Annotated in this window: 22 protein-coding genes and 1 pseudogene; 18 read left to right on the top strand and 5 right to left on the bottom strand. The window is 72.4% G+C overall.

The genetic code is table 11. The features are described from left to right. Both QRX50_RS37995 and QRX50_RS37990 read left to right on the top strand, forming a co-directional pair. Positions 1-792, top strand: coding sequence for an HTD2 family dehydratase (locus QRX50_RS37995; protein ID WP_285967895.1), 792 nt, complete (start codon positions 1-3; stop codon positions 790-792). Next, positions 789-1616: an HpcH/HpaI aldolase/citrate lyase family protein gene (locus tag QRX50_RS37990; protein WP_285967894.1), complete on the top strand. Its 828-nt coding sequence runs from the start codon at positions 789-791 to the stop codon at positions 1614-1616. The genes QRX50_RS37995 and QRX50_RS37990 overlap by 4 nt, the downstream gene beginning before the upstream one ends. Here the strand turns inward: QRX50_RS37990 and QRX50_RS37985 are convergent. From QRX50_RS37985 to mftR, 4 genes and pseudogenes are all read right to left on the bottom strand, one after another. Then, positions 1600-2433, bottom strand: a complete 834-nt coding sequence (locus QRX50_RS37985; protein WP_285967893.1) for a spermidine synthase — start codon at positions 2431-2433, stop codon at positions 1600-1602. The two genes, QRX50_RS37990 and QRX50_RS37985, sit on opposite strands and share 17 nt — an antisense overlap. Further along, positions 2430-2822 carry an adenosylmethionine decarboxylase gene (gene speD, locus QRX50_RS37980; protein ID WP_285974667.1) on the bottom strand — a complete coding sequence of 131 codons (393 nt, stop codon included), beginning with the start codon at positions 2820-2822 and terminating at the stop codon, positions 2430-2432. The genes QRX50_RS37985 and speD overlap by 4 nt, the downstream gene beginning before the upstream one ends. Before the next feature lie 108 nt (positions 2823-2930). Further along, positions 2931-3854 (bottom strand): annotated as a pseudogene (locus tag QRX50_RS37975) (type III PLP-dependent enzyme); the annotation flags it as partial. A gap of 149 nt (positions 3855-4003) precedes the next feature. Beyond that, positions 4004-4651, bottom strand: a complete 648-nt coding sequence (mftR, locus tag QRX50_RS37970; RefSeq protein WP_285967892.1) for a mycofactocin system transcriptional regulator MftR — start codon at positions 4649-4651, stop codon at positions 4004-4006. A 97-nt stretch (positions 4652-4748) separates the two neighbouring features. On the opposite strand from mftR, the gene mftA reads away from it, so the two are divergent. The 15 genes from mftA to QRX50_RS37895 all read left to right on the top strand — a co-directional run bounded on the left by mftA (position 4749) and on the right by QRX50_RS37895 (position 17095). Continuing rightward, a complete protein-coding gene (mftA, locus tag QRX50_RS37965; protein WP_285967891.1) occupies positions 4749-4844 on the top strand; it encodes a mycofactocin precursor MftA in 96 nt (31 codons plus the stop codon). Further along, a complete protein-coding gene (gene mftB / locus QRX50_RS37960) occupies positions 4834-5121 on the top strand; it encodes a mycofactocin biosynthesis chaperone MftB (RefSeq protein ID WP_285967890.1) in 288 nt (95 codons plus the stop codon). The genes mftA and mftB overlap by 11 nt, the downstream gene beginning before the upstream one ends. Next, a complete protein-coding gene (gene mftC / locus QRX50_RS37955) occupies positions 5121-6314 on the top strand; it encodes a mycofactocin radical SAM maturase (RefSeq protein WP_285967889.1) in 1194 nt (397 codons plus the stop codon). The genes mftB and mftC overlap by 1 nt, the downstream gene beginning before the upstream one ends. A 1-nt stretch (position 6315) precedes the next feature. Next, positions 6316-7005, top strand: coding sequence for a mycofactocin biosynthesis peptidyl-dipeptidase MftE (gene mftE, locus QRX50_RS37950; protein WP_285967888.1), 690 nt, complete (start codon positions 6316-6318; stop codon positions 7003-7005). Beyond that, positions 7002-7781 (top strand): mycofactocin-coupled SDR family oxidoreductase, encoded by a 780-nt coding sequence (locus tag QRX50_RS37945; protein ID WP_285967887.1) that lies wholly within the window; start codon positions 7002-7004, stop codon positions 7779-7781. Before mftE ends, QRX50_RS37945 begins: the two co-directional genes overlap by 4 nt. Before the next feature lie 106 nt (positions 7782-7887). After that, a complete protein-coding gene (gene mftF / locus QRX50_RS37940) occupies positions 7888-9309 on the top strand; it encodes a mycofactocin biosynthesis glycosyltransferase MftF (RefSeq protein ID WP_285967886.1) in 1422 nt (473 codons plus the stop codon). Beyond that, a complete protein-coding gene (gene mftD / locus QRX50_RS37935) occupies positions 9306-10499 on the top strand; it encodes a pre-mycofactocin synthase MftD (RefSeq protein ID WP_285967885.1) in 1194 nt (397 codons plus the stop codon). The genes mftF and mftD overlap by 4 nt, the downstream gene beginning before the upstream one ends. A 58-nt stretch (positions 10500-10557) precedes the next feature. Next, positions 10558-11370, top strand: a complete 813-nt coding sequence (gene folP, locus QRX50_RS37930; RefSeq protein ID WP_285974666.1) for a dihydropteroate synthase — start codon at positions 10558-10560, stop codon at positions 11368-11370. A gap of 70 nt (positions 11371-11440) precedes the next feature. Next, positions 11441-12175, top strand: a complete 735-nt coding sequence (locus QRX50_RS37925) for a class III extradiol ring-cleavage dioxygenase family protein (RefSeq protein ID WP_285967884.1) — start codon at positions 11441-11443, stop codon at positions 12173-12175. Further along, on the top strand, positions 12156-12662 hold the full coding sequence (locus tag QRX50_RS37920; RefSeq protein WP_285967883.1) for a DUF6630 family protein: 507 nt from the start codon (positions 12156-12158) through the stop codon (positions 12660-12662). The genes QRX50_RS37925 and QRX50_RS37920 overlap by 20 nt, the downstream gene beginning before the upstream one ends. Positions 12663-12773: 111 nt before the next feature. Then, complete coding sequence (locus QRX50_RS37915) at positions 12774-13502, top strand: amidohydrolase family protein (RefSeq protein ID WP_285967882.1); 729 nt, start codon at positions 12774-12776, stop codon at positions 13500-13502. Further along, complete coding sequence (locus QRX50_RS37910) at positions 13499-14245, top strand: amidohydrolase family protein (RefSeq protein ID WP_285967881.1); 747 nt, start codon at positions 13499-13501, stop codon at positions 14243-14245. Before QRX50_RS37915 ends, QRX50_RS37910 begins: the two co-directional genes overlap by 4 nt. Beyond that, entirely contained in the window at positions 14242-15477 is a 1236-nt protein-coding gene (locus QRX50_RS37905; RefSeq protein ID WP_285967880.1) for an ABC transporter substrate-binding protein, read from the top strand. The genes QRX50_RS37910 and QRX50_RS37905 overlap by 4 nt, the downstream gene beginning before the upstream one ends. Further along, a complete protein-coding gene (locus QRX50_RS37900) occupies positions 15477-16292 on the top strand; it encodes a carbohydrate ABC transporter permease (protein WP_285967879.1) in 816 nt (271 codons plus the stop codon). Before QRX50_RS37905 ends, QRX50_RS37900 begins: the two co-directional genes overlap by 1 nt. Beyond that, the gene (locus tag QRX50_RS37895; protein WP_285967878.1) at positions 16292-17095 is read left to right on the top strand and encodes a carbohydrate ABC transporter permease; all 804 of its coding nucleotides are present in this window, start codon (positions 16292-16294) and stop codon (positions 17093-17095) included. The genes QRX50_RS37900 and QRX50_RS37895 overlap by 1 nt, the downstream gene beginning before the upstream one ends. Here the strand turns inward: QRX50_RS37895 and QRX50_RS37890 are convergent. Next, positions 17076-19937, bottom strand: coding sequence for an AfsR/SARP family transcriptional regulator (locus tag QRX50_RS37890; protein WP_285967877.1), 2862 nt, complete (start codon positions 19935-19937; stop codon positions 17076-17078). The two genes, QRX50_RS37895 and QRX50_RS37890, sit on opposite strands and share 20 nt — an antisense overlap. A 302-nt stretch (positions 19938-20239) precedes the next feature. On the opposite strand from QRX50_RS37890, the gene QRX50_RS37885 reads away from it, so the two are divergent. Then, positions 20240-21262, top strand: a complete 1023-nt coding sequence (locus tag QRX50_RS37885) for a hypothetical protein (protein WP_285967876.1) — start codon at positions 20240-20242, stop codon at positions 21260-21262. The last annotated feature ends 86 nt before the right edge of the window (positions 21263-21348 follow it).

The following is a 21348-nucleotide window of genomic DNA, read 5'->3' as shown; positions in this document are numbered from 1 at the left end:
ATGACCGAGCGAACCGAACTCCTGGTGCCCGGGCCGGCCGAGGCCCTGGGCGCGCTGCTGGACGTCCCCGTGCCCGATCTGGCCGGCGGCGCGGGACTTCCCTTCCTGTGGCACTGGCTCTACCTGCTGGACCACCCGGCCCAGGCTGATCTGGGGCTCGATGGGCACCCGGTCCGCAACACGGTCGTCGCCCCACCGGCCCCGGGCCGGCGCCGCATGTGGGCGGGCGGCCGCGTCCGCACGCGGGGCGTGTTGCGCTGCGGCGAGCCCGCGACCCGGCGCTCTTCCGTAGTGTCCACACAGGACAAGCGGGGGCGGTCCGGCCCGTTGACGTTCGTCGTCGTGGGCCACCAGATCGTGCAGGGCGGCCAGGTCGTGGTCGACGAGGAACAGGACATCGTCTACCGGCCGCTCGGCGGTCCGACGACGACCGCGGACGGCCCGGTCGTGCCGGCCGCGCAGGACGAGTGGTCGATCGACGTCACGCCGACCTTGCTGTTCCGCTTCTCGGCCTTGACGTTCAATGCCCACCGCATCCACTACGACCGCGACTACGCCCGCGACGTCGAGGGCTATCCCGGCCTGCTGACGCACGGGCCACTGCAGGTGCTCGCCATGGCCGAGGCGGCCCGGGCGCGCGGCGGCCACGGCGACGCGGTCTTCGACTACCGGCTGGTCGCCCCGCTGTTCGACCACCAGGGCCTGATCGTCCGGGCGGACTCCGGGGCCACGTCCGTGCGGGACGTGTTCGGCCGGCAGACCGCGACCGGCACGTTGCGGACCTCGCCGTGAACGAGCGCCTCGCGACCGCGCGGTCGTTCCTGTTCGTGCCGGGGCACCGCCCGGACCGCTTCGCCAAGGCCGAGGCCAGTGGCGCCGACGTCGTGGTGCTGGACCTGGAGGACGCCGTCGGCGCCGGCCACAAGGCCACGGCCCGGGGCCACGTGCGCGACTGGCTGGCGGCCGGTCACCCGGCCGTCGTGCGGATCAACGCGCCGGGCACGCCGTGGTTCGAAGCCGACATCGCCGCGGTCGGTGCGGCGGCCGTGATGGTCCCCAAAGCCGAGGACGCCCCCGGGCTCACCGAGGTCGCGCGCTCGCTCCCAGCGGGCACCGCGCTGATCCCGCTGCTCGAATCGGCGGCCGGGATCGTCGGCGCGGCGGCGGTCTGCGCCGTGCCCGGTGTGGTCCGGGCCGCCTTCGGCAGCGTCGACCTCGCCGCGCAGCTTGGCGTCGACCACGCCTCGCACACCGCGCTGCGCTACGCCCGCTCCGCGGTGGTCCTGGCCGCCGCGGCTACTGGCTGCCCGGCCCCGATCGACGGGGTGACGACCGCGCTCGACGACAGTGCGATCCTCGACGCGGATCTGGCGGAGGCGGTGACCCTCGGGTTCTCCGCGAAGCTGTGCCTGCACCCGCGTCAGATCGCCGCGGTGCACCAGGGTTTCTCTCCGTCCGAAGAGGACGTTCGCTGGGCCCGGGCGATCCTCGCCGCCGCGGGCGACGGTTCCGTGTCCGTCCACGAGGGACAGATGATCGACCGGCCGGTGGTCCTGCGCGCCCAGCGCCTCCTCGCGCGGGCGGGGGAGCACCAGCCGATCAGCGACGGAGACTGAGTGGCGGCACCGTCGCTCCGCGCAGGGTCGGCTCGTCGATCGTCTCCGGGCGGTACGGCAGGTTCGCCCAGCGGCGCACCATGGTGTCCACGGGCGCGTCGAGCCCGGTGCCGAAGAGGAACGCCCACTCGTGTTCGTCCGAGCCGAAGTAGACCGGTGCGGCGAAGGTCTCCGTGAACCGCTGCCAGCACTTCACGAGCGTCGAGTTGCGCCACAGCGTCGGGCAGCCACCCTGGTACGCCACCACCCCGCCGGGGGTGAGCAGATTCCGGCACAGCCGCAGGAAATCCGTGCCGTACAACCGGTTGTGCTGCGCGTCGGTGCCGTCCTGCTCGTCGGGCAGGTCGACCACCACGATGTCGTACTTCTCGGTCGCGGAGCGGATGAACTCCCAGCCGTCGGCGTAGTGCACTCGGATCGCGCCGTCGCCACGCTCGGCGGCGGCCAGTTCCTTGGCCGAGTAGCCGTAGGGCAGGTGGTGGGCGCACAGCCGCACCGCTTGGGCGTCGATGTCCACGTGGTCGACGACCGACGCCCCCGCCTGCACCGCGAGCTGACTCGCCACGCCTTCGCTCGACCCGACGACCAGCACGCGGTTCACCTCGGCGGCCAGCAGCAGCGCGGGCACGAGCAGGGCCTCGTGGTAGACGAGCTGGCTCAGCTCGGTGCTCTGCCGCTCGTCGTCGCAGAACAACGAGATGCCCTGCGCGGTCTTGCCGATCACCAAGTGCTGGTACTCGGTGCGGGTGTCGACGAGCACGTCCGAGACCTGCCAGACCCGCGTCAGGCCGGCGCCGACCGGTTCCGTGATGTTCACCGTGTGTCCTGTCCTCTGTGGATGGTGCTGGTCCGGGCCGCCGTCGCGCCGAGCATGTCCTGCAGCAGCTGCACGGCCAGTTCGGGGTCCGCGCGGCGCCCGCAGGTGAACACGTCGACGAACACCGACCCGCGCTCGGGGTAGGAGTGGATCGACGCGTGCGACTCCGACAGCAACGCGACCACGGTCACCCCCTGCGGGTCGAATCGCGTCGACGTCACCTCGCGCACGGTCGCACCGGCCTTGCGCAACGCGCGTTCCAAGCTCTCGCACAGGAATTCGACGTCGTCGAGCAGCTCGGCCGCCACGCCCGAGAACTCCGCGAGCACGTGCCGGCCGGCGAACTCGCCGATCTCCTCGGGCTCTCCGCCGACGAAGTACGTCTTCAACGGCGGGAACCCGTTGAACGACACCGACGAGTAGCTCTGCGTGTAGGCGCCGGCGCTCAGGATGTCGACGTGGTCACCGGCCGTCAACCCGAGTGGCAGGCGGTACGGCGTGCGTTGGTAGAGCACGTCGTCGCCGTCGCACGTGGGGCCGGCGACGATGACCGGGCCGTCGGGAGTTCCGTCGTACGCGGTCTCCAGGCGGTAGGCGATGGCCTCGTTCTCCGTCTCGGCCAGCCCGCCGTACCGGCCGATGTCCAGGTACACCCAGCGCTTCTCGTCGGTCGCGGACTTGCGCGACACCAGCACGACCTCGCTGCGGATCAGCCCGGCGTCGGCCACCACCGCCCGGCCGGGCTCGAACGCGAGGTCTGGCGCCACGGAGAAGTGCCGGGCGATCGACGCGCGGATGGCCGCCGCATAGTCGGCGAGCGGCGGGGGAGTGGTCGTGTACCGGCTCGGCAGCCCGCCGCCGATGTTCAAGCCGCGCAACGTGATACCGCGCGCCGCCACCTCACGCGTGACCCCCGCGGCGGTGGCGATCCCGGCCTCCCACGCCCGCGGGTCGAGGTGCTGGGAGCCGACGTGGAACGCGACGCCTTCCGGGTCCAGCCCGAGGGCGGCGGCGTGCGTGAGCAGGTCCACTGCCATCTCCGGGGCACAGCCGAACTTCTGGCCGAACGGGGTCTGCGAGCCGGAGCTGTCCACGAGCACCCGGCACGACACCGTCGACCCGGGTGCGTGCTCGGCGAGGTTGGCGAGGTCCTCGGCGCTGTCGAAGGTGAACCGGCGAACCCCGGCCCGGAACGCGAACGCGATGTCGCGCGCCTTTTTCACGGTGTTGCCGTACGAGATCAGCTCGGGGCGAGCGCCCTGGGCCAGGCAGAGCTCGATCTCCTCGCGGCCGGCGACGTCGAAGCCCGCGTCGGCCCGGACGAGCAATCGCACGATCTCCGGTGCTGGGTTCGCCTTCACCGCGTAGTACATCCGCGCTTCGGGCAGCGCCTCGCGCAGCCGGTCGTGGCTTTCCCGCACCGCGTCGAGGTCGATCACGAGGCAGGGCGTCGGGGGTCTCCGGTCGTCCAGGAACGCCCGAGCTCGTTCCGGCGCCGGGGTTCGGACGTCGATCACAGGCGCCGAGTATAGGGGTGTTTCCGCTGGTGCCGGACCGGATTCGGGGCGTCTCACAGGTGTTCGGCCGGCGGGTCGGGTTCGGTGGTCAGCACGGGGTCGGCGAACCCGGCGGCCAGGGCTTTCAGCGCGGCATCCAGGTACACCGTGAGGTCGGCGTCGGCGCGCGCGGACCAGCGCTCGTAGGCGGCACGGCAGGTGGCGAGCACCGAGCGGCCGACGGTGAGCGGGTAGAGCGAGTCCGTGGGCTGGCCCGTGCGCCGGGCGACGAAATCGGCGACGGCGCGTTCCCAGGCGTCGTAGTGGATGGTGGCGCTGGCGGCGAGGTCGGGGACGGTGCTGATCAGGCTCATGCGCTTGCGCAGCTCCGGCACGTCCTCGGCGCTGTAGTGGTTGGCCTGGAGCACGGCGCGGCGCACGGCCGCCATCACGGGCAGGTCTTCGGGCACCGCGGCGAGCAGCGAGCGGATCGTGGCCACCTCGTGGTCGAACTCGTTCCACAGCACGTCGGCTTTGGTGTCGTAGTAGCGGAAGAACGTGCGCTTGGTGACGCCGGCCGCGGACGCGATCTCCTCGACCGTGGTCCCGTGGAAACCCTGCTCGGTGAACAGCTTGAGGGCGATCACCTCCAGCTCGCGGGCGCTCGTGCCCGGCGGCCGGCCGCGACGGGAGGCGCGAGGGGCGGGGGCATCAGTGCTCATCGGGTGACCGTTCGTCGGGAGACTTGTCTTTCGTCACGCGGTGACGTTACTCTCCCCGATATTCGTCGCGAGGTGACGAAAATCGAAGGAGGCCCTGATGGACGACACCACCACCGAGGTGGAGGCCACGGACGTGGCCGAGGACCTGCTGGTCGAAGAGGTCTCGATCGACGGAATGTGCGGTGTCTACTGATCCCGCGCCGTTCGAGCTGGACGGCGCCTGGGAGCTCGACGCCCAGGTGTCCGTCCGGCCCGAGCGGTTCGGCGCGCTGCTGTACCACTTCGGCACGCGCCGCCTGTCCTTCCTGAAGAACCCGACGCTGCTGGCCGTCGTGCGAGCGCTGCCGGCCCACGCGACCGCCCGCGCGGCCTGCGCGGAAGCCGGCGTGGCCCCGGCCGAGCTGTCCCGTTACCGCGGTGCGCTGGCCACGCTGGCCGCGTCGCGGATGATCCGCCCGAGGAGTGTGTGATGTCGCTGGTGGAGGAGTTCCAATACGGGCTCGACGCGCCGATCTGCCTGACGTGGGAGCTCACCTACGCGTGCAACCTGTCGTGCGTGCACTGCCTGTCCTCGTCCGGGCGACGGGACCCGCGCGAGCTGACGACCGCCGAGTGCAAGGCGCTGATCGACGAGTTCGAGCGGATGCAGGTGTTCTACGTGAACATCGGCGGCGGCGAGCCGACGGTGCGCCCGGACTTCTGGGAGCTCGTCGACTACGCGACCGAGCACCACGTGGGCGTGAAGTTCTCCACCAACGGCATCAAGATCACCGACGAGGTGGCGGCCAAGCTCGCCGCGAGCGACTACGTCGACGTGCAGATCTCCCTCGACGGTGCCACCGAGGAAGTGAACGACGCCGTCCGCGGCCCCGGCTCGTACCGCACCGCGGTCCGGGCCATGGAACGCTTGCGGGACGCGGGTTTCGCGGACTTCAAGGTGTCCGTGGTGGTCACCCGGCAGAACGCCGGGCAGCTCGACGCGTTCAAGGCCATCGCCGATCGGTACGGCGCCCAGCTGCGCCTGACCCGGCTGCGTCCTTCGGGCCGTGGCGCGGACGTCTGGGACGAGCTGCACCCGACGGCCGCCCAGCAGCGCGAGCTCTACGACTGGCTCGTCGCGAACGGCGACAACGTGCTCACCGGCGACTCGTTCTTCCACCTCGCCGGTTACGGCGACGGCGGCCTGCCGGGGCTGAACCTGTGCGGCGCCGGGCGCGTGGTGTGCCTGGTCGACCCGGTCGGCGACGTCTACGCATGCCCGTTCGCCATCCACGACACGTTCCTCGCCGGCAACATCCGCTCCGACGGCGGGTTCGCCCCCGTGTGGCGGGATTCGGAGCTGTTCACCGAGCTGCGCAGCCCCCAGACCGGAGGCGCGTGCACGTCGTGCTCCGCGTACGACTCCTGCCGCGGCGGCTGCATGGCGGCGAAGTTCTTCACCGGCCTGCCGCTCGACGGCCCCGACCCGGAATGCGTGCGGGGGCAGGGGGAGCTGGCACTGGCCGGGGTCGCGCCGGGCAGCGCGCCGAAGCCGTCGCTGGATCACTCGCACCGCGGCGCCCCGGCTCCGCGCCGGAGCGGTCCGGTGCCCGTCACGATCGGCCTGCGCCGCCCGCCCGAGCGGGCCTGCGACGAGAGCCCGCTGGCCGGGTTCGGGCACTGAGATGCACCTGTCCGACTTGCCGTTCCCGGAGGTCGCGCGGCGGGCCGCGGCGGGCGCCGTCCTCGCGGTGCCGGTCGGTGCGACCGAGCAGCACGGTCCGCACCTGCCGCTGTCCACGGACACCGACATCGCACTCGCCCTGTGCGACGCGCTGGCGACTGCTTGGCCGGACGTGCTGGTCGCGCCCGCCGTTCCCTACGGTTCCAGCGGCGAACACGCCGGTTTCGCCGGCACGCTGTCCATCGGGCAGGCCGCGACCGAGCTGCTCCTGGTCGAACTGGGCCGCTCGGCCACGGGCACGTTCGGCCGGGTGCTGTTCGTGTCCGCGCACGGCGGTAACGCGGAACCGGTCGCCCGCGCCGTCGCCACACTGAGGTCGGAATCCCGCGAAGTCTCCGTCTTCCAGCCGCGCTGGAACGGCGAACCCCACGCGGGCGCGCCGGAGACCGCTCTGCAGCTCGTGTTGCGGCCGGCCGCGGTGCACATGGAGCGGGCGGTCGTGGGGGACCGGCGTCCGTTGCGCGAAGTGCTGCCACTGCTGCGATCCGGGGGCGTGCGGGCCGTGACCGACACCGGCGTCCTCGGCGACCCGACCGGCGCCACGGCGGCCGAAGGCCACACGCTGCTGGCTTCGCTGACCGCCCAGCTCCTCGCACACGTCTCGGCCTGGCTCCCGGCGGTGGCGCTGTGAGCCCCCGTGTCGCCCTCGTCACCGGCGCCGCACGCGGCATCGGCGCCGCGACCACTCGGAGGCTGGCCGACCTGGGGTGGGCGGTGCTGGCCGTCGACCTCGCCGCCGACGACCCGGCCCTGCCCTACGGGATGGGCACCCTCGCCGAACTGTCCACTGTGGCCGACCACCCGAACGTCGTCGCGCGCGTCCTGGACGTTCGGGACCGGGCCGCGCTGGCCTCCGCCGTCACCGAAGCCGAGGACCGCTGGGGCGGCCTCGACGCGGCCATCGCGGCGGCCGGGGTCATCGCCGGTGGCGTTCCGCTGTGGGAAGTGCCGGAGGCCCAGGAAGATGCCGTGCTCGACACCGACCTGCGCGGCGTCGTCAACCTCGCCCGCGCGGCGATCCCCGCGCTGCTCCGACGCCCCGCGCCCCGTTCCGGCCGATTCCTCGCCGTGGCCTCCGCCGCGGCGACGCGCGGGTTGCCCATGCTCGCCGCGTACTGCGCCGCCAAAGCCGGCGTCGCCGGCCTCGTGCGCGCGCTCGGCGTCGAACTGGGCGACTCCGGGGTGACCGCCAACGCCGTCAGCCCGGGCTCCACGGACACGCCGATCCTGGCCGAAAGCGCCCGGCTCTACGACCTGCCCGCGGCCGCCGCGTTCGCCCCGCAGCAACCGATGGCCCGGCTGCTGGACCCGACCGAGGTCGCCGCGGTCCTGGCGTTCCTCGCCGGCCCGGACAGCAGCGGGATGACGGGCTCGGTCGTGCCGGTGGACGGAGGTTTGGCCCTGTGACCATTGCGCTGCACGGCTTCCGCGCCACGCTCGACCCGGACACCAAACAACCCGCCGATTTCCGGCGGTTCGGTGGCTCCCCGGTTGCGGATGGAGGTTTGGCCCTGTGACCAAGCCTTTGCCACACGGCTTTCGTGTCGCCCTCGACCCCGGTACCAAGCAGCTCACCGACTCCCTCTGGTTCGGCGGCTCCCCAGCCCGGGTACTGCGCCTGACCGCCGCCGGCCAGAGAGCCTGGCGCACCCTCGAAAACGGGCCCGTCGACTCACCCGCGTCCGGTGCGCTCGCGCGCCGGTTCACCGATGCCGGCCTCGCCCATCCCGTGCCGCCGCCGGTGAGTGAGCCGGCGGATCTCACCGTCGTCGTCCCGGTGCACGACCGTGCTGCCGAGCTCGCGAGGTGCCTGGCCGGGCTCGACGGCGCCCACCCCGTGCTGGTCGTCGACGACGCTTCCGCCGACGCGGCCGCGATCGCCGCCGTGGCAGCCGCGCACGGCGCGAAGCTGGTGCGCCGCGACGTCAACGGTGGTCCCGCCGCCGCGCGCAACACCGCGCTCGGTCACGTCGCCACCGAGCTCGTCGCCTTCCTCGACAGCGACTGCGTTCCCGGTCCCGAATGGACAGACCGGCTCGCCGCCCACTTCGCGGACCCGCTGCTCGCCGCGGTGGCACCGCGGATCCGCCCGCTCGCGCCCGATACCACGGCCGGCCGCTACACCCGCGCCGCCGGCAGTCTCGATCTCGGCGAACAGCAAGCCCGCGTCGCGCCCGGGACTCGTGTGTCCTACGTTCCGACCGCCGCCCTCGTGGCCCGCCGCGCCGCCCTGGAGGCGGTGGCCCGGGGTGGAGCGGTGTTCGACCCGGCCATGCGGGTCGGGGAGGACGTCGACCTCGTCTGGCGGCTGCACGCGGCCGGCCTGCGGGTGCGCTACGACCCGTCCGTCCACATCGAGCACGAGGAACCCACCACCTGGCGCGGGCTGCTGTCCCGCCGCTTCCGCTACGGCACTTCCGCCGCGCCGTTGACCCAGCGGCATCCGGACGCGATGGCACCGCTGGTCCTGCACCCCTGGCCCACGCTCACCGTCGCGGGCCTGCTCGCCAGGAAACCACTCCTCGCCGCCGCCGGGTTCGCCGGAGCGGTGCTGAGCATGCGCAAAACCCTGCGGCAGGGCGACATTCCCGCCGATGGCGTCACCCGCGCCATGGCCACCGCCGTCCACCAGACCTGGCTCGGCGCCGGCCGCTACACCACGCAGTACGCCGCACCGGCCCTGGCGGCCGTGTTGCTCGCCGGCGGCCGGCATCGCCTCGCCGCCGCGTCGCTGCTCCTCGGCCCGCCGGTGGCGGGCTGGCTCACCCGCCGCCCCGACCTCGACCCGGTGCGCTACAGCGCCGCCGCGGTCGCCGACGACCTCGCCTACGGTGCCGGCGTCTGGGCCGGCTGCCTCACCCACCGCACGGCCGCGCCCCTGCGTCCCCGCGTCGCGTGGCGTCCGCTCCGCATCGACCGCAAGGAAAACCGATGAGCAACACGTGGTTCGAATCCGTCGCCGAAGCCCAGCGCAGGGCCAAAAAACGCCTGCCCGGTTCCGTCTACTCGGCCCTCATCGCCGGGTCCGAGAAGGGCCTCACCCTCCAGGACAACCTCGGCGCGTTCGACGAGCTGCGGTTCGCCCCGCGCACCGCCGGCCACTTCGCGCAGCGGGAGCTCGCCACGACCGTGCTCGGCCGGGAAGTGTCGCTGCCCGTGCTCATCTCCCCGACCGGTGTGCAGGCCGTGCACCCCGACGGTGAGGTCGCGGTGGCCCGCGCCGCGGCCGCGCGGGGGACGTCGGTGGGCCTGTCGTCGTTCGGCAGCAAGCCGATCGAGGAGGTTGTCGCCGCCAACCCGAACACCTACTTCCAGGTCTACTGGACCGGGACCCGCGACGACATCCTCCAGCGCCTCGACCGCGCCCGCACCGCCGGAGCCGTCGGCATCATCCTCACCCTCGACTGGTCCTTCTCCCACAGCCGCGACTGGGGCAGCCCGCACATCCCCGACAAGCTCACCCCGCGCGAGCTGCTCCGGTTCGCGCCGGAGAGCCTCAGGCACCCGCGCTGGCTCTACCGCTATGCCCGCACCCGCCGCCTGCCCGACCTGTCCGTGCCCAACATGACCCCGCCCGGCGGCATCGCGCCCACCTTCTTCGGCGCGTACGGCCAATGGATGCAGACCACGCCGCCCACGTGGGATGACGTGCGCTGGCTGCGCGAGCAGTGGGACGGGCCGTTCCTGCTCAAGGGCGTGATCCGCGTCGACGAGGCCCGCCGCGCCGTCGACGCCGGGGTCAGCGCCATCTCCGTGTCCAACCACGGCGGCAACAACCTCGACGGCACCCCCGCCACCATCCGCGCCCTGCCCGCGATCGCCGACGCCGTCGGTTCCGACGTGGAAGTCCTGCTCGACGGCGGCATCCGCCGCGGCAGCGACGTCGTCAAGGCGCTGGCGTTGGGCGCCCGCGCCGTGCTCATCGGCCGCGCCTACCTCTGGGGCCTCGCCGCCGGCGGCCAGGCCGGCGTTGAGAACGTCCTCGACGTCCTGCGCAACGGCATCGACTCCACCCTGCTCGCTCTCGGCCACCGTTCGGTCCACGACCTCAGCCGTGAGGACGTCGTGGTGCCGGAGGGGTTCGGCCACGCTCTGGGTTCCGATGTCCGCGTCACCGCTCGCTGACCGCGCGCCGGCGATCCGGCTGGGCAGGCACGAGTTCACGGGCGAGGAGTTCCTCACCATGGCGATCGTCAACCGCACCCCGGACTCCTTCTACGACAAGGGCGCCACCTGGGACGAGCAGGCCGCCTACGACCGGGTGCGGCAGGTCGTGGCCGAGGGCGCGGAGATCGTCGACATCGGCGGGGTGAAGGCGGCTCCCGGCGAAGAGGTCACCGTCGCCGAGGAGATCCGCCGGATCGTCGACTTCGTCGGCAACGTGCGCGCCGAGCACCCCGGCGTCGTGATCAGCGTGGACACCTGGCGCGCCGAGGTCGCACGTGAAGCCTGTGCTGCCGGGGCGGACCTCATCAACGACGCCTGGGGCGGCTACGACCCGGACTTGGCCGCGGTGGCTGCGCAGGCCGGCGTCGGCCTGGTCTGCACCCACACCGGCGGCGCCCGCCCCCGGACCCGCCCGCACCGCGTCGACTACCCGGACGTGATGGCCGACGTCGTCGAGTACACGACCGCGCTGGCCGACCGCGCGGAAAGACTCGGCGTCGACCCGGCGGGCATCCTGCTGGACCCCGCCCACGACTTCGGCAAGAACACCTGGCACTCGCTCGAAATCACCCGACGGCTCGGCGAACTGGCCGCGGTGGGCCGCCCGGTGCTGGTGTCGCTGTCCAACAAGGACTTCGTCGGCGAGACCCTCGACCTGCCCGTGGGGGAGCGCCTCACCGGCACCCTCGCCGCCACCGCCCTCTGCGCCTGGCTCGGCGCTCGCGTCTTCCGCGTCCACGAGGTCCCGGAAACCCGCGCGGTCCTCGACATGGTCGCGACGATCATGGGCCTGCGCGCCCCGAGCCGCACGGTGCGGGGGTTGGCGTGATGGGCACTTCGCTGGGCGTGGTCGCGGCGATCATGTCCCCGCCCAGCCGCACCGAGCGGGGGCCGGCCCGGTGAACACCTTCCTCGGCGCCGTCCTCTGCCCCCACCCGCCGCTGTTGCTGCGCGAGCTCTCCGGCCAGCAGGACCCGATCCCCGACCTGCGCGCCGCCTGCCACCAGGCCCTCGACACCCTCCTGTCTTGGCGCCCCGACCACCTCCACGTTGTCGGTCGCGGTGATCCGGCCGAGGAGGACCCGCCCTGGAGCCTTCGCGTCGCCCGGCGTCTCCTGGCCGAAGCCGGCCGGCGCGGCGACTTCGACTGGCACCCCGTCGCCGGCACCGCGACCGCCGCCGACTGCGACCGCCTCGCCGACGACCTCGCCCACCCCCGAAAACGCACCGCGCTGCTCGTCCTGGCCGACGGCAGCGCCAGCCGCACCCCCAAGGCTCCGGGTTACCTGGACGAGCGCGCCGTCCCCTTCGACGTCGCCATCACACACGCCCTCGAAACGAACGACCCCACCGCCCTGACCCACCTGGACCCCACCCTCTCCGACGCCCTGCGAGCCCAGGGCCGCCCCGCCCTCCACACCCTCGGCGCGGTCATGCAGCGCTTCCCGAACCGCGCGACCCCGCACCTGCACTACATCGACGACCCCTTCGGCGTCCTCTACCTCGTCGCGACCTGGCCATGCACGACCGACACACCGGGCTCGGCGACGCCCGGCCGCGCCGAGGTGCGATCATCCCTGGCGTTGAACCACCCGGCCCCCGCGGAGGACGTCGATGACCACCCCGACCCGTGACGCCCTCGCGGCGGTCGCCACCCTGCTGGCGCCGAGCGCTCCGCAAGTGACCGAGCGAGCGCTGGCCGCCCACGACGACCCCGAGGCCTACCTGCGGGACCACGCCGATCGCCTCGACGAGCGCGGCATCGACGAACCCTTCGCAGGCCTGCCGTGGATCGCCCTGGTCGACGCCCTCACCGACCACGGCCGGCTCGCCGAGGTCGACTGGAAGGAAGCGCCCGACGAGATCTCCGGCCGGTTGCTCGCACTGCGCTCCGCGCCGGCGGCCGACGAGCTCTGGAAGTCCCTCGCCGAGATCGACCTGCCCACCTACGAATTCCTCGAAACGGCCGGAAAGCAGCTGCTCACCACCGGCACGGCCCTGGCGGTCCTCGACATCGAGTCGGACTGCTACCCCCTCGTCCTCCTGCCCGCCACCCAAGCCGACGACCTCGTCACGCTCGCGGCAAAGGCCGGCTTCACCGCCGCGGTGTACGGGCGCTAGCCGAGCTGACACGGCCGGACCCGTGTGTAGCGATCTTGTAGCACGACCCACCAGGCTGCCCCCATCCGCAACGGACGGGGAGAAAGCTTGAACCGATCACCCTTACCACCGGTGCCCGTCGAACGGCAGGAGATCGACCTCGACGTCGACGTGCTGTTCGGCGTGGTGCCGAGCCGCCGCCTCGACGCGTCGCTGGAGGCGGTGGCCGAGCTCCACAAGAGACACCGGATCCGGCGCGGCCTGGTCTGTTCGTTGCGGAGCGCTTTGTTCGACGCCTGCACCGGCAACGACGAGATGCGCAAGGCCCGGGAACGAGCGGGGTTCGTCCCGGTCGGCGCCGTCGACGTGCGGGACGCGCTGACCGCGGAGGCGGAGATCGAGCGGCTTGTCGCGTCGGGGGTGCGGCTGCTGCGGCTCTTCCCGCCCGAGCAGTGGGTCGAGGCGGATTCGCCGGGGCTGGCGCACCTCGTGGACGTCGCGGTCGGCCACGGGATGGTGCTGCTCACGAGCGGGGACCTCAGCAGCTTCTGGCGGCCGTTCGCCGGCCGGGGCGCGCGGGTGTGTTTCCTCGACGTGCACGCCTATCGGGTGGCGGATTTCGTGGTGCTCGCGCGCCGTGAGCCGGGGTTCGTGGCCTCGACGCGGATGCTGTGCGGCCCCGACTCCATCGAGCGGATCGCGGGGGAGGTGGGCGCGCACCACCTGGCCTACGGGTCGCGTGCTCCGCTGCACGACGTCCTGCCTTCGGCCCTGCGACTGCGCACGGCCGGGCTCGACGACCGGGAATGGCGGCAGGTGGCCGGCGGCACCGCGGCGGCGTGGCTGGCGGACCCGGCATGATCATCGATGTCCACGGTCACGCCGGGCCCTGGTTCTTCAGCACGGAAGTGGGGAGCGTCGAGCTGAACCTCGCGTTGATGGACCGCTACGGCATCGACCGGCAGATCGTCTCGGCCTCGGAGGCGGTCACCTACGACATGGTCTCCGGCAACAGCTGGCTGGCGGAGGTCCTCGAAACGCAGCCGCGCCTGCTCGGCTACGTCGTGGTGAACCCCAACGACCTCGCCGCCGCGGCGCGAGAGCTCGAGAAGTACCGGGCCACGGGCCGGTTCGTCGGGGTCAAGGTGCACACGACCTACCCGGGCCAGCCGCTGATGTCGGCGGCGGTCCGCGACGCGCTGGGGCTGGCCGCCGAGGCGGGACTGCCGGTGCTGGTCCACACGTGGGACGAGACCGTGCTGGGACTGGTGGACGTGCTGGAGCGCTACCCGGACCTGCGCGTGATCGCCGGGCACATGGGCGGCCCGGCGTGGCGCACGGCCGTCGAGGCGGCCCGCCGCAGTGACCGGCTCTACCTCGAACCGTGCTGCTCGATCACCGACCGCGGCCGGTTCCGCTACGCGCTGGACCGCGTTCCGCTCGCGCAGATGCTGTTCGGCACCGACAGCACGTTGGTCGATCCCGCCGTCGCGATGGGCGTGGTGCTGGAGGCCGACCTCACCGACGACGAGTACGACCACGTGATGGGGCGCAACGCCGCTGGTCTCTTCGGCCTCGAAGCCGAGACGGACCCGACCGCATGAGACCCGGCCCCACGAAGGCGGCGGCGGTACTGGTGCTGACCGCCGCTTCCCTTGTGGCGTGCGGGAAAGGCAGCGGCGACGCGGTGACGTTGTGGATGTACCCGGTCATCGAGGACCAGGCGCAGAGCCGGGCTTTCTGGCAGAAGGTCGAGACCGGCTTCGAACGCGACTACGGCGTCGACCTCGACATCGAGCTGCAGCCCTGGGCAGGCCGGGAGGAGAAGCTCGGCGCCGCGCTCATGGCGGGCGACGGCCCGGACGTCGTCCTGCTGCAATCGGACATGATTCCCCAGTACGTCGCCGAAAAGGCGCTGCAACCGGTCGACGACGTACTCGTCGGCGGCGCATCCGCGTACTCGCCTCAGGCGCTCGACGCGCTTCGCGTGGACGGGCAGTCCTACGGTGTGCCGCTGTACCGGACCGTGACGACCACCGTGTACAACCGGAAGCTCTTCGCCGACGCCGGAATCACCGAGCTTCCGCGGACGTGGGACGAGGTCGAGGCGGACGCGCCGAAGCTCGCCGCGCGGGGCGTCCCGATCGTCGACTACTCAGGTTCCACCGAGGAGCCGCTCAACCTCACCTTCTACCCGCTGCTGTGGCAGGCCGGCGGCCACGTGTTCACCGCCGACGGCACGAAAAGCGCGTTCGCGGGTGCGGAAGGCGTGTCGGCACTGAAGTTCCTGGTCGGCCTCGAAGCCGTCCACGGCCTGCCGGACGACGTGGCGACCAAGCGCAGCGGGATGGCCGACGACGCCGTGGCCACGGGCCGGGCCGCGATGTCGCCCGCCATGACCGAGGCCGCGGCCCGCAACGTCATCGCCGCGATCGGTGCCCGGAACACCGCGATCGGCGCACCGCTGCGGAACCGGAGCCGGGTGACGTTCGGGACGCCCGGCGCGTTGTCGTTGCTGCGGGGCACGAAGAAGCCGGCCGAAGCACGGGAACTGCTCGCCTACCTGACGTCTCCGGCATTGGTGGGCGAACTCTGTGCCGGCTCCGGCTTCTTCACGCCCTGGCCCGACCCAGCGCCACCCGCGAGCGACAACGTGCACCAGAGCTTCGCCCAGGCACTGCCGTTCACTTCGGCCGGCGACGCCCATCCGCAGGCCCGCAAGGTGATGGGCCTGCTCGCACCCCACCTGCAGGCCGCGTTGCTCGGCGAGAAGACCCCGGAGGCGGCGCTCGCCGACGCCGCCGAGGAGGTCGACGCGTTGCTCGGCAGCAGCTGATGGCGCGGCGGCGGGAGTCGTTGACGGTGCTCGTCTTCCTGCTCCCCGTGCTGGTGCTGTTCGCCCTGTTCCGGTTCCTGCCGATGCTGGGCGCGGTGGGCCTGAGCGTGTCCGACTACCACCCCGGCGGCGGCTCACGGTTCGTGGGCGCGGCGAACTTCCGGAGCCTCGCCCACGACGAGATCTTCCTGAGCAGCCTGAGCACCACGCTCGGCTACGTCGCCGTCTACGTGCCGCTCACGGTCGCGGTGGCGCTGAGCACCGCGGTGCTGCTGCACGCGGTGCCCTGGGGCCGCGGCCTGTTCCGCGCGGCGTTGTTCGCGCCGTACGCCACCAGCCTGGTGTTGAGCGGCGTCGTCTGGCGCTGGGTGCTCGAACCCACCGGGTTCCTGCAGCACCCGTCGCTGGTGCTGCCGACATTGGCCGTGGTCGGCGTCTGGAAAGGCTTCGGCTACGCGATGCTGGTTCTGTTCGCGGGCATCAGGAACGTCCCCGCCGACTGCCTGGAGGCGGCGAAGGTGGACGGCGCGAGCGCGTGGCAACGCTTCCGCCACGTGCTGCTGCCCGCGCTGCGCCCGGCGGTGTTCTTCGTCGTCGTGGTGGAGACCATGGCCGCCTTCCAGGTCTTCGACACCGTGTACGTGATGACGGGCGGCGGCCCGGTGCGAGCCAGCTACACGCTGGCGTACGCGGTGTACGACTACGGTTTCCGATACTTCGACGTCGGTGGCGCCGCCGCGATCGGGGTGGCGCTGTGGGCCATCGTGCTGCTGGTGTCGCTCACTCAGCGCCGGGCGTTCGAGCGGAACCCGTGATGCGCCGCGGTGCCTGGCCGGCCGTCCTGCTGACCTTGTCCTCGCTCGTGGCGATCGGCCCGTTCGTGGTGATGCTGGTCGTCGCCCTTTCCCCGGGCAACGCGCCGACGATCCCGTACCGGCTGCCCACCTCGCTCACCCTGGACAACCTCGCCGAGGTGCTTTCGACCGGGAGCTTCCTGCGCTGGACGGCCAATACGGTGATCTACTCGGTGGTGTCCGTGGTGGCCGTGCTGCTCTCGTCGTCGATGGCCGCGTACGTCTTGGCCAGGAAACGGTTCGCCGGCCGCGAGGTGCTGCTGTGGTCGATGCTGTCCACGATGATGGTGCCGTTCCAGGCCCTGCTGATGCCGTCGCTGGTGGTGATCGCCTACCTCGGCTGGTCCGACACCTACTGGGGCCTGATCGTCCCGACACTGGCCAACGCCCAGGCCGTGCTGTTGCTGCGGCAGTTCATCCGCGCTCTGCCCGACGAGGTCTTCGACGCCGCGCGGGTCGACGGCGCGGGGGACTGGCGGGTGTACCTGAGCATCGTGCTGCCGCTGTGCCGTCCGGTGCTGGCCACGCTCGCCGTGTTCGTGTTCCTGTGGCACTGGAACGACTTCCTGTGGCCGCTGGTGGTCGGGCACTCCGACTCGATGCGTACCCTGACGGTCGGACTGTCCACTTTGGAGTCCGGGAACCTGACCGCCGCCGAGCTGATGTCCGCCGCCACGATCACCGGCCTGCCGTGCCTGCTCGTCTTCGTGGTGCTGCAGCGGCACCTGACGAAGACGATCAGCTTCACCGGCGCGGGAGGCTGAGCCCAAGGTCGTTCAGCGCGGAGAGGGCCCGGGCGTTGTGCAGCGGCATGCGGAGCCGTTCGAACAGCCGGGAGGCCTCGTCGAAACAGGCGGCGGCCTCGTCAAGGCGCTGGTTGCGGTGCGCCACCCAGCCGAGGCTGTAGAGCGCACAGGCCTTGCCGACGCTCTCGTCCTCGGGGGAGAAGACCGTCAGCGACTGGGCCATGAGCTGCGACGCCCGATCCGCGTCGCCGTGCGCGGCGCAGGTGGCGGCCAGCACGTGCAGCGCCAGCGCTTCGTCCCGCGGGCAGGAGGCCGCGCGGAACAGCTCGACGGCTTCGACCAGCGCGCGCTCGGTCGCCTCGCGGTCGCCGCGGGCCTGGTGGTGCAGACCGAGGCTGAACAACGCACAGGCCTGGCCGTAGCGGCTGCCCAGGCCGCGGAAGGTCGTCAGCGCGCGGTCGAGGCACCCCGCGGCCTCCTCGAGGTTTCCGCGGTTGCGGTGGACGATGCTCAGCGCCTGCAAGGCGAAGGCCTCGCCGCTGGCGTCCGCGCACCGGTCGAAGGCGGCTCGCGCCTGTCCCAGCTCGGCCGCCGCCTCGCCGTGTTTGCCGAGGTAGAGGTGCACGCTGCCGAGGCCGAGGTTCGAGTAGGCGTGGCCCCGGATCTCGCCGATCTCGGCGAAGATTCCCTGTGCCTGCTCGAAGTGCTCGCTCGCCTCGCCGTAGCGATCCCGGTAGAACGCCAGTGCGCCGAGGCCTTGGTGCAGGATCGCCCGGCTGCGCCGCGCCCCGGTGGCGACGGCCGCCGTCAGCGCGAGCTCGTGGGTGTGCCGCCACAGGTCGTAGTGGCTGCGCAGGTCGAACAAGGTGGTCAGCGCGCAGGCGAGGTCGCACCCCAGCGCCGTCAGCTCCAGCGCGAGGGCTTGCCCGACCACGGCGACGAGCGCGTCCCGCTCGGCGTCCAGCCAGGTGAGGGGATCGGCCGGCAGCTCCTCGGCGGCGGCCGGTCGCCCGGCGGTGAGCCGCACCTTGAGAAACCGGCACGGCAGACCCGCCTCCGCGCGCACGGCCCGCTCCAGCCAGGCGCCGAACGCACGGCGAAGCGCCGCGGTCCGGTCGGCGGGCGAGTCGACGGCATTCGCGCGTTCGCGGGCGAACACCCGCAGCAGATCGTGGAAGCGGTAGCGGCCCTGTCCGGCCGGGTCGGTGCCGGCGAGCTCCACCAGGTGCACGTCAGCGAGGCTGTCGACGATGTCCTCGGCCGCCGCCAGGTCCACCTCCAGCAGCGCGGCGACCACCCAGGCGGGGAAGTCGGGCACCTCGAGCAGGCCCAGCAACCGGAACGCCCGCTGCTGCACCTCGTCCAGCCCCTCGTAGCTCCACGCCAGGCTGGCGCGCGCTTCGAGATCGTCGATGCGCAGCTCGTTGAGCCGGGTGCCCTCGTCGGCCAGCCGGTCCGCCAGCCGTCCGACGGTCCACTGGCCGCGGCGGGCCAGGCGCGACGCGGCGATGCGCAGGGCCAGCGGGAGGTTGCCGCAGTAGCGGGCGACCGCGGCGGCGGCGTCCGGCTCCGCGGTCATCCGCGCCGGGCCGGCGATCGACGACAGCAGCCGCACCGAGTCGTCCGGGCCGAGCACGTCGAGGTGCACTGTCCGCGCGCCCACCAGCTGCACGCGGCTCGTGACGAGCACGGCGGACCCGGCCGAACCCGGCAGCAGCGGGCGGACCTGGGCCATGCTCGTGACGTCGTCGAGCACGATCAGCACCTGCCGGGCGGCCAGCTGGGACCGGAACAGCGCGGCGCGGGCCTCGAAGTCCTCCGGCACCGCGTGCGGGTGCACGCCGAACGCCACGAGCAGGTTCGCGAGCACGGTCGCCGGTTCCTGCGGCGACGATCCGGCACCGCCCAGCCGGACGTAGAGCTGACCGCCGGCGAAGTGCTCGCCGACCTCGTGCGCCACCCGGATCGCCAGCGCCGTCTTGCCGACTCCCGCCTTGCCGGTGATGGCGGCGACCACCGACCTCGACGGCCGGGTCAGCAGGCCGCGCAGCTCGGCCGTTTCGACCGCCCGCCCGGTGAAATCGTCGATGTCGGGTGGCAGCTGCATGGGCCGCACGGTGCGGTCGGCCTCGGCCGGCTCGCCGCTGAGGATCACCTGGTGCAGCTCCTGCACCGGGCCGCACGGCTCGACGCCGAGCGCTTCGACGAGCACTCCGCGCAGCGCGTGATACGTCTCCAGGGCTTCGGCACGCCGGCCCGCCCGGTGCTGGGCGAGCATCAACCGCTGCCACAAGCCCTCCCGCAACGGCAGCTGCCGCACCAGCGCCGCCAGCTCGGGGATGAGCGTGCTGTACTGGCCGGCCGCCAGGCGAGCGTCGGCGAAGTCCTCGCGGGCCGCCGCGGCCGTCTGCTCGAGCCGTACCTTCTCGGCTTCCAGCCACCCGGCGCAGGGGACGTCCTCCAGCGGGTCGCCGCGCCACGCCGTCCACGCGTCCTCCCACACGGCCACTGCCTTGACGGTGTCGCCGGAGGCCAGCGCCGTGCGCGCTTCCTCGGCCGCGGTCTGGAACAGGTGGCTGTCCAGCTGATCGGGTTCGACGAGCAGCCGGTACCCGCCACCGTCGGTGACCAGCAGGTCCCGGAGACCGATCTCGGCGAGGTCGCGCCGCAGCCGGCTCACGTAGGTGTGCACGTTCGCGACGGCCGAGTTCGGCGGACACTCGCCCCACATCGCCTCGACGAGACCGGTGAGACCGACCGGTTGACGGGTACGCACCAGCAGCGCGGCGAGCAGTGCCCGCTGCCGCGGCCCCGCGGACTTCAACGGCCGGCCGGCGTTCGTCACGCGCAGCGGGCCCAAGATCCCGAACCTCGCGGTGTCCCCCACAGCTCCCCGCCCAAGCTGAGCAAACGACAACGCAGCGTAGCAGAAAATGCACCGGCAGCGCTCGTCCTCGCGGGCCGCGCTGTAGGTGACGTGTAGGGACTGTGTAGGGGCGGCTGCCTAGATTCTTCCGGGCTCACGAACGCGGCCAATTCGCGTCGGCCGTTCGTGACCCAGTGGTTCCGGTGCGGGTGGTGGGCCGTCGACGAGGGGGACGGTCCGCCGCCCGGCCGCGTCGAGCAACCGGGAAGGCCACGGCCTTGGCCTCGGAGGAACACATGAGAAACCGCGCACAGCGGGCCCGGTACGCCGCCGCTGTCCTGGCCGTGGCCCTGACCGGGCTCGGTGCCGCCCCGGCGGTCGCCGCTCCGGCCGCGACCAGCCAGGACTTCGGCCCGACCGTCATCACCGGCGTGCCCCACGCGCCCGACCTGCAAGCGACCCCGCCCGAGAAGCCGACCCAGAAGGTCGTGCCGCTGGCCACCATCAGCACGCAGATCGACGCCGGCGCGACCGCCTACGTGTACTCGGAGCTGCGCGCCTGGAACGCCGACCAGGCGAACCTCATCGACAACGAGATCCGCTGCTCCGGCGCGGGCGCGTCGAACGTCGTGATGGGGGAGAACGTCCTCCCGTCCACCAACCCCAACCCGGCGCTGCGCGACATCACGATCGTCAACCGGTTCCTCGTCACCGCTTCGAAGACCGGCGCGCTGAACTGCACGCTGTACCTGCGGACAGCCTCGACTTCGCCGTCGGTGGCCCAGGAGACCGTGGCGGGGACCCTGCGGTTCGCCTCGACCGCGGTCGGCGGCGACGTGAACGGCACGGCCATGCAACGGTCACTGCCGGTGGGGAACCTGCCCGTCACCACGAGCACCGTCGCCCCGATCGTCAACGCGACGATGCCCGCGGGCTACAAGAACCTCGCCGTGATCGCGGACGTCGAGTACCACCGCGGCCCCGAAGCGAGCCCGGACAGCACGATCCACTACTCCACCGCCCGCTTCACGCTCACCGTCACCACCTCCGGCGGCCCGAACTGCGCGAGCGCACCCGTGGCCCAGACCGAGGAAACCGTGGTGCGGGGCGTCAACCACGCCGCCATCCCGCTGTACACCAAGGTGCCCGTCAACCCCGGCTGCACGCAGCTCAGCGCCAAGGTGACGACCACCCACCTGGGCGGCAACCCCGGCACCGTCGGCGGCGCGGCCCCGGGCCTCACCGACGAAACCGGTGTGAACGGATCGCTGCCCAACCACACCTCGGCGATGACCCACCTGTTCGTGGTGCCGAGCTGACCCGAGCCGGAAGGCCTGTGGGGCCCGAGGGTTTCCTCGGGCCCCACAGTCGTTTTCGTGCATTTCTTGGGGAAATTGCCCTGTAG

Source organism: Amycolatopsis sp. 2-15 (assembly GCF_030285625.1).
Lineage (GTDB): Bacteria > Actinomycetota > Actinomycetes > Mycobacteriales > Pseudonocardiaceae > Amycolatopsis > Amycolatopsis carbonis.
Note: the sequence above shows the minus strand (reverse complement) of the source record. Positions and strands in the feature narration are given on the sequence as shown.

Excerpts from the sequence above, each read along its gene's own strand:
- mftC (WP_285967889.1), top strand. The coding sequence starts at position 5,121 with ATGTCGCTGGTGGAGGAGTTCCAATACGGGCTCGACGCGCCGATCTGC.
- folP (WP_285974666.1), top strand. The coding sequence starts at position 10,558 with ATGGCGATCGTCAACCGCACCCCGGACTCCTTCTACGACAAGGGCGCC.
- mftD (WP_285967885.1), top strand. The coding sequence starts at position 9,306 with ATGAGCAACACGTGGTTCGAATCCGTCGCCGAAGCCCAGCGCAGGGCC.
- mftR (WP_285967892.1), bottom strand. The coding sequence starts at position 4,651 with ATGAGCACTGATGCCCCCGCCCCTCGCGCCTCCCGTCGCGGCCGGCCG.
- QRX50_RS37905 (WP_285967880.1), top strand. The coding sequence starts at position 14,242 with ATGAGACCCGGCCCCACGAAGGCGGCGGCGGTACTGGTGCTGACCGCC.
- QRX50_RS37885 (WP_285967876.1), top strand. The coding sequence starts at position 20,240 with ATGAGAAACCGCGCACAGCGGGCCCGGTACGCCGCCGCTGTCCTGGCC.
- QRX50_RS37920 (WP_285967883.1), top strand. The coding sequence starts at position 12,156 with ATGACCACCCCGACCCGTGACGCCCTCGCGGCGGTCGCCACCCTGCTG.
- QRX50_RS37995 (WP_285967895.1), top strand. The coding sequence starts at position 1 with ATGACCGAGCGAACCGAACTCCTGGTGCCCGGGCCGGCCGAGGCCCTG.
- QRX50_RS37900 (WP_285967879.1), top strand. The coding sequence starts at position 15,477 with ATGGCGCGGCGGCGGGAGTCGTTGACGGTGCTCGTCTTCCTGCTCCCC.
- QRX50_RS37910 (WP_285967881.1), top strand. The coding sequence starts at position 13,499 with ATGATCATCGATGTCCACGGTCACGCCGGGCCCTGGTTCTTCAGCACG.
- QRX50_RS37895 (WP_285967878.1), top strand. The coding sequence starts at position 16,292 with ATGCGCCGCGGTGCCTGGCCGGCCGTCCTGCTGACCTTGTCCTCGCTC.
- mftA (WP_285967891.1), top strand. The coding sequence starts at position 4,749 with ATGGACGACACCACCACCGAGGTGGAGGCCACGGACGTGGCCGAGGAC.
- mftE (WP_285967888.1), top strand. The coding sequence starts at position 6,316 with ATGCACCTGTCCGACTTGCCGTTCCCGGAGGTCGCGCGGCGGGCCGCG.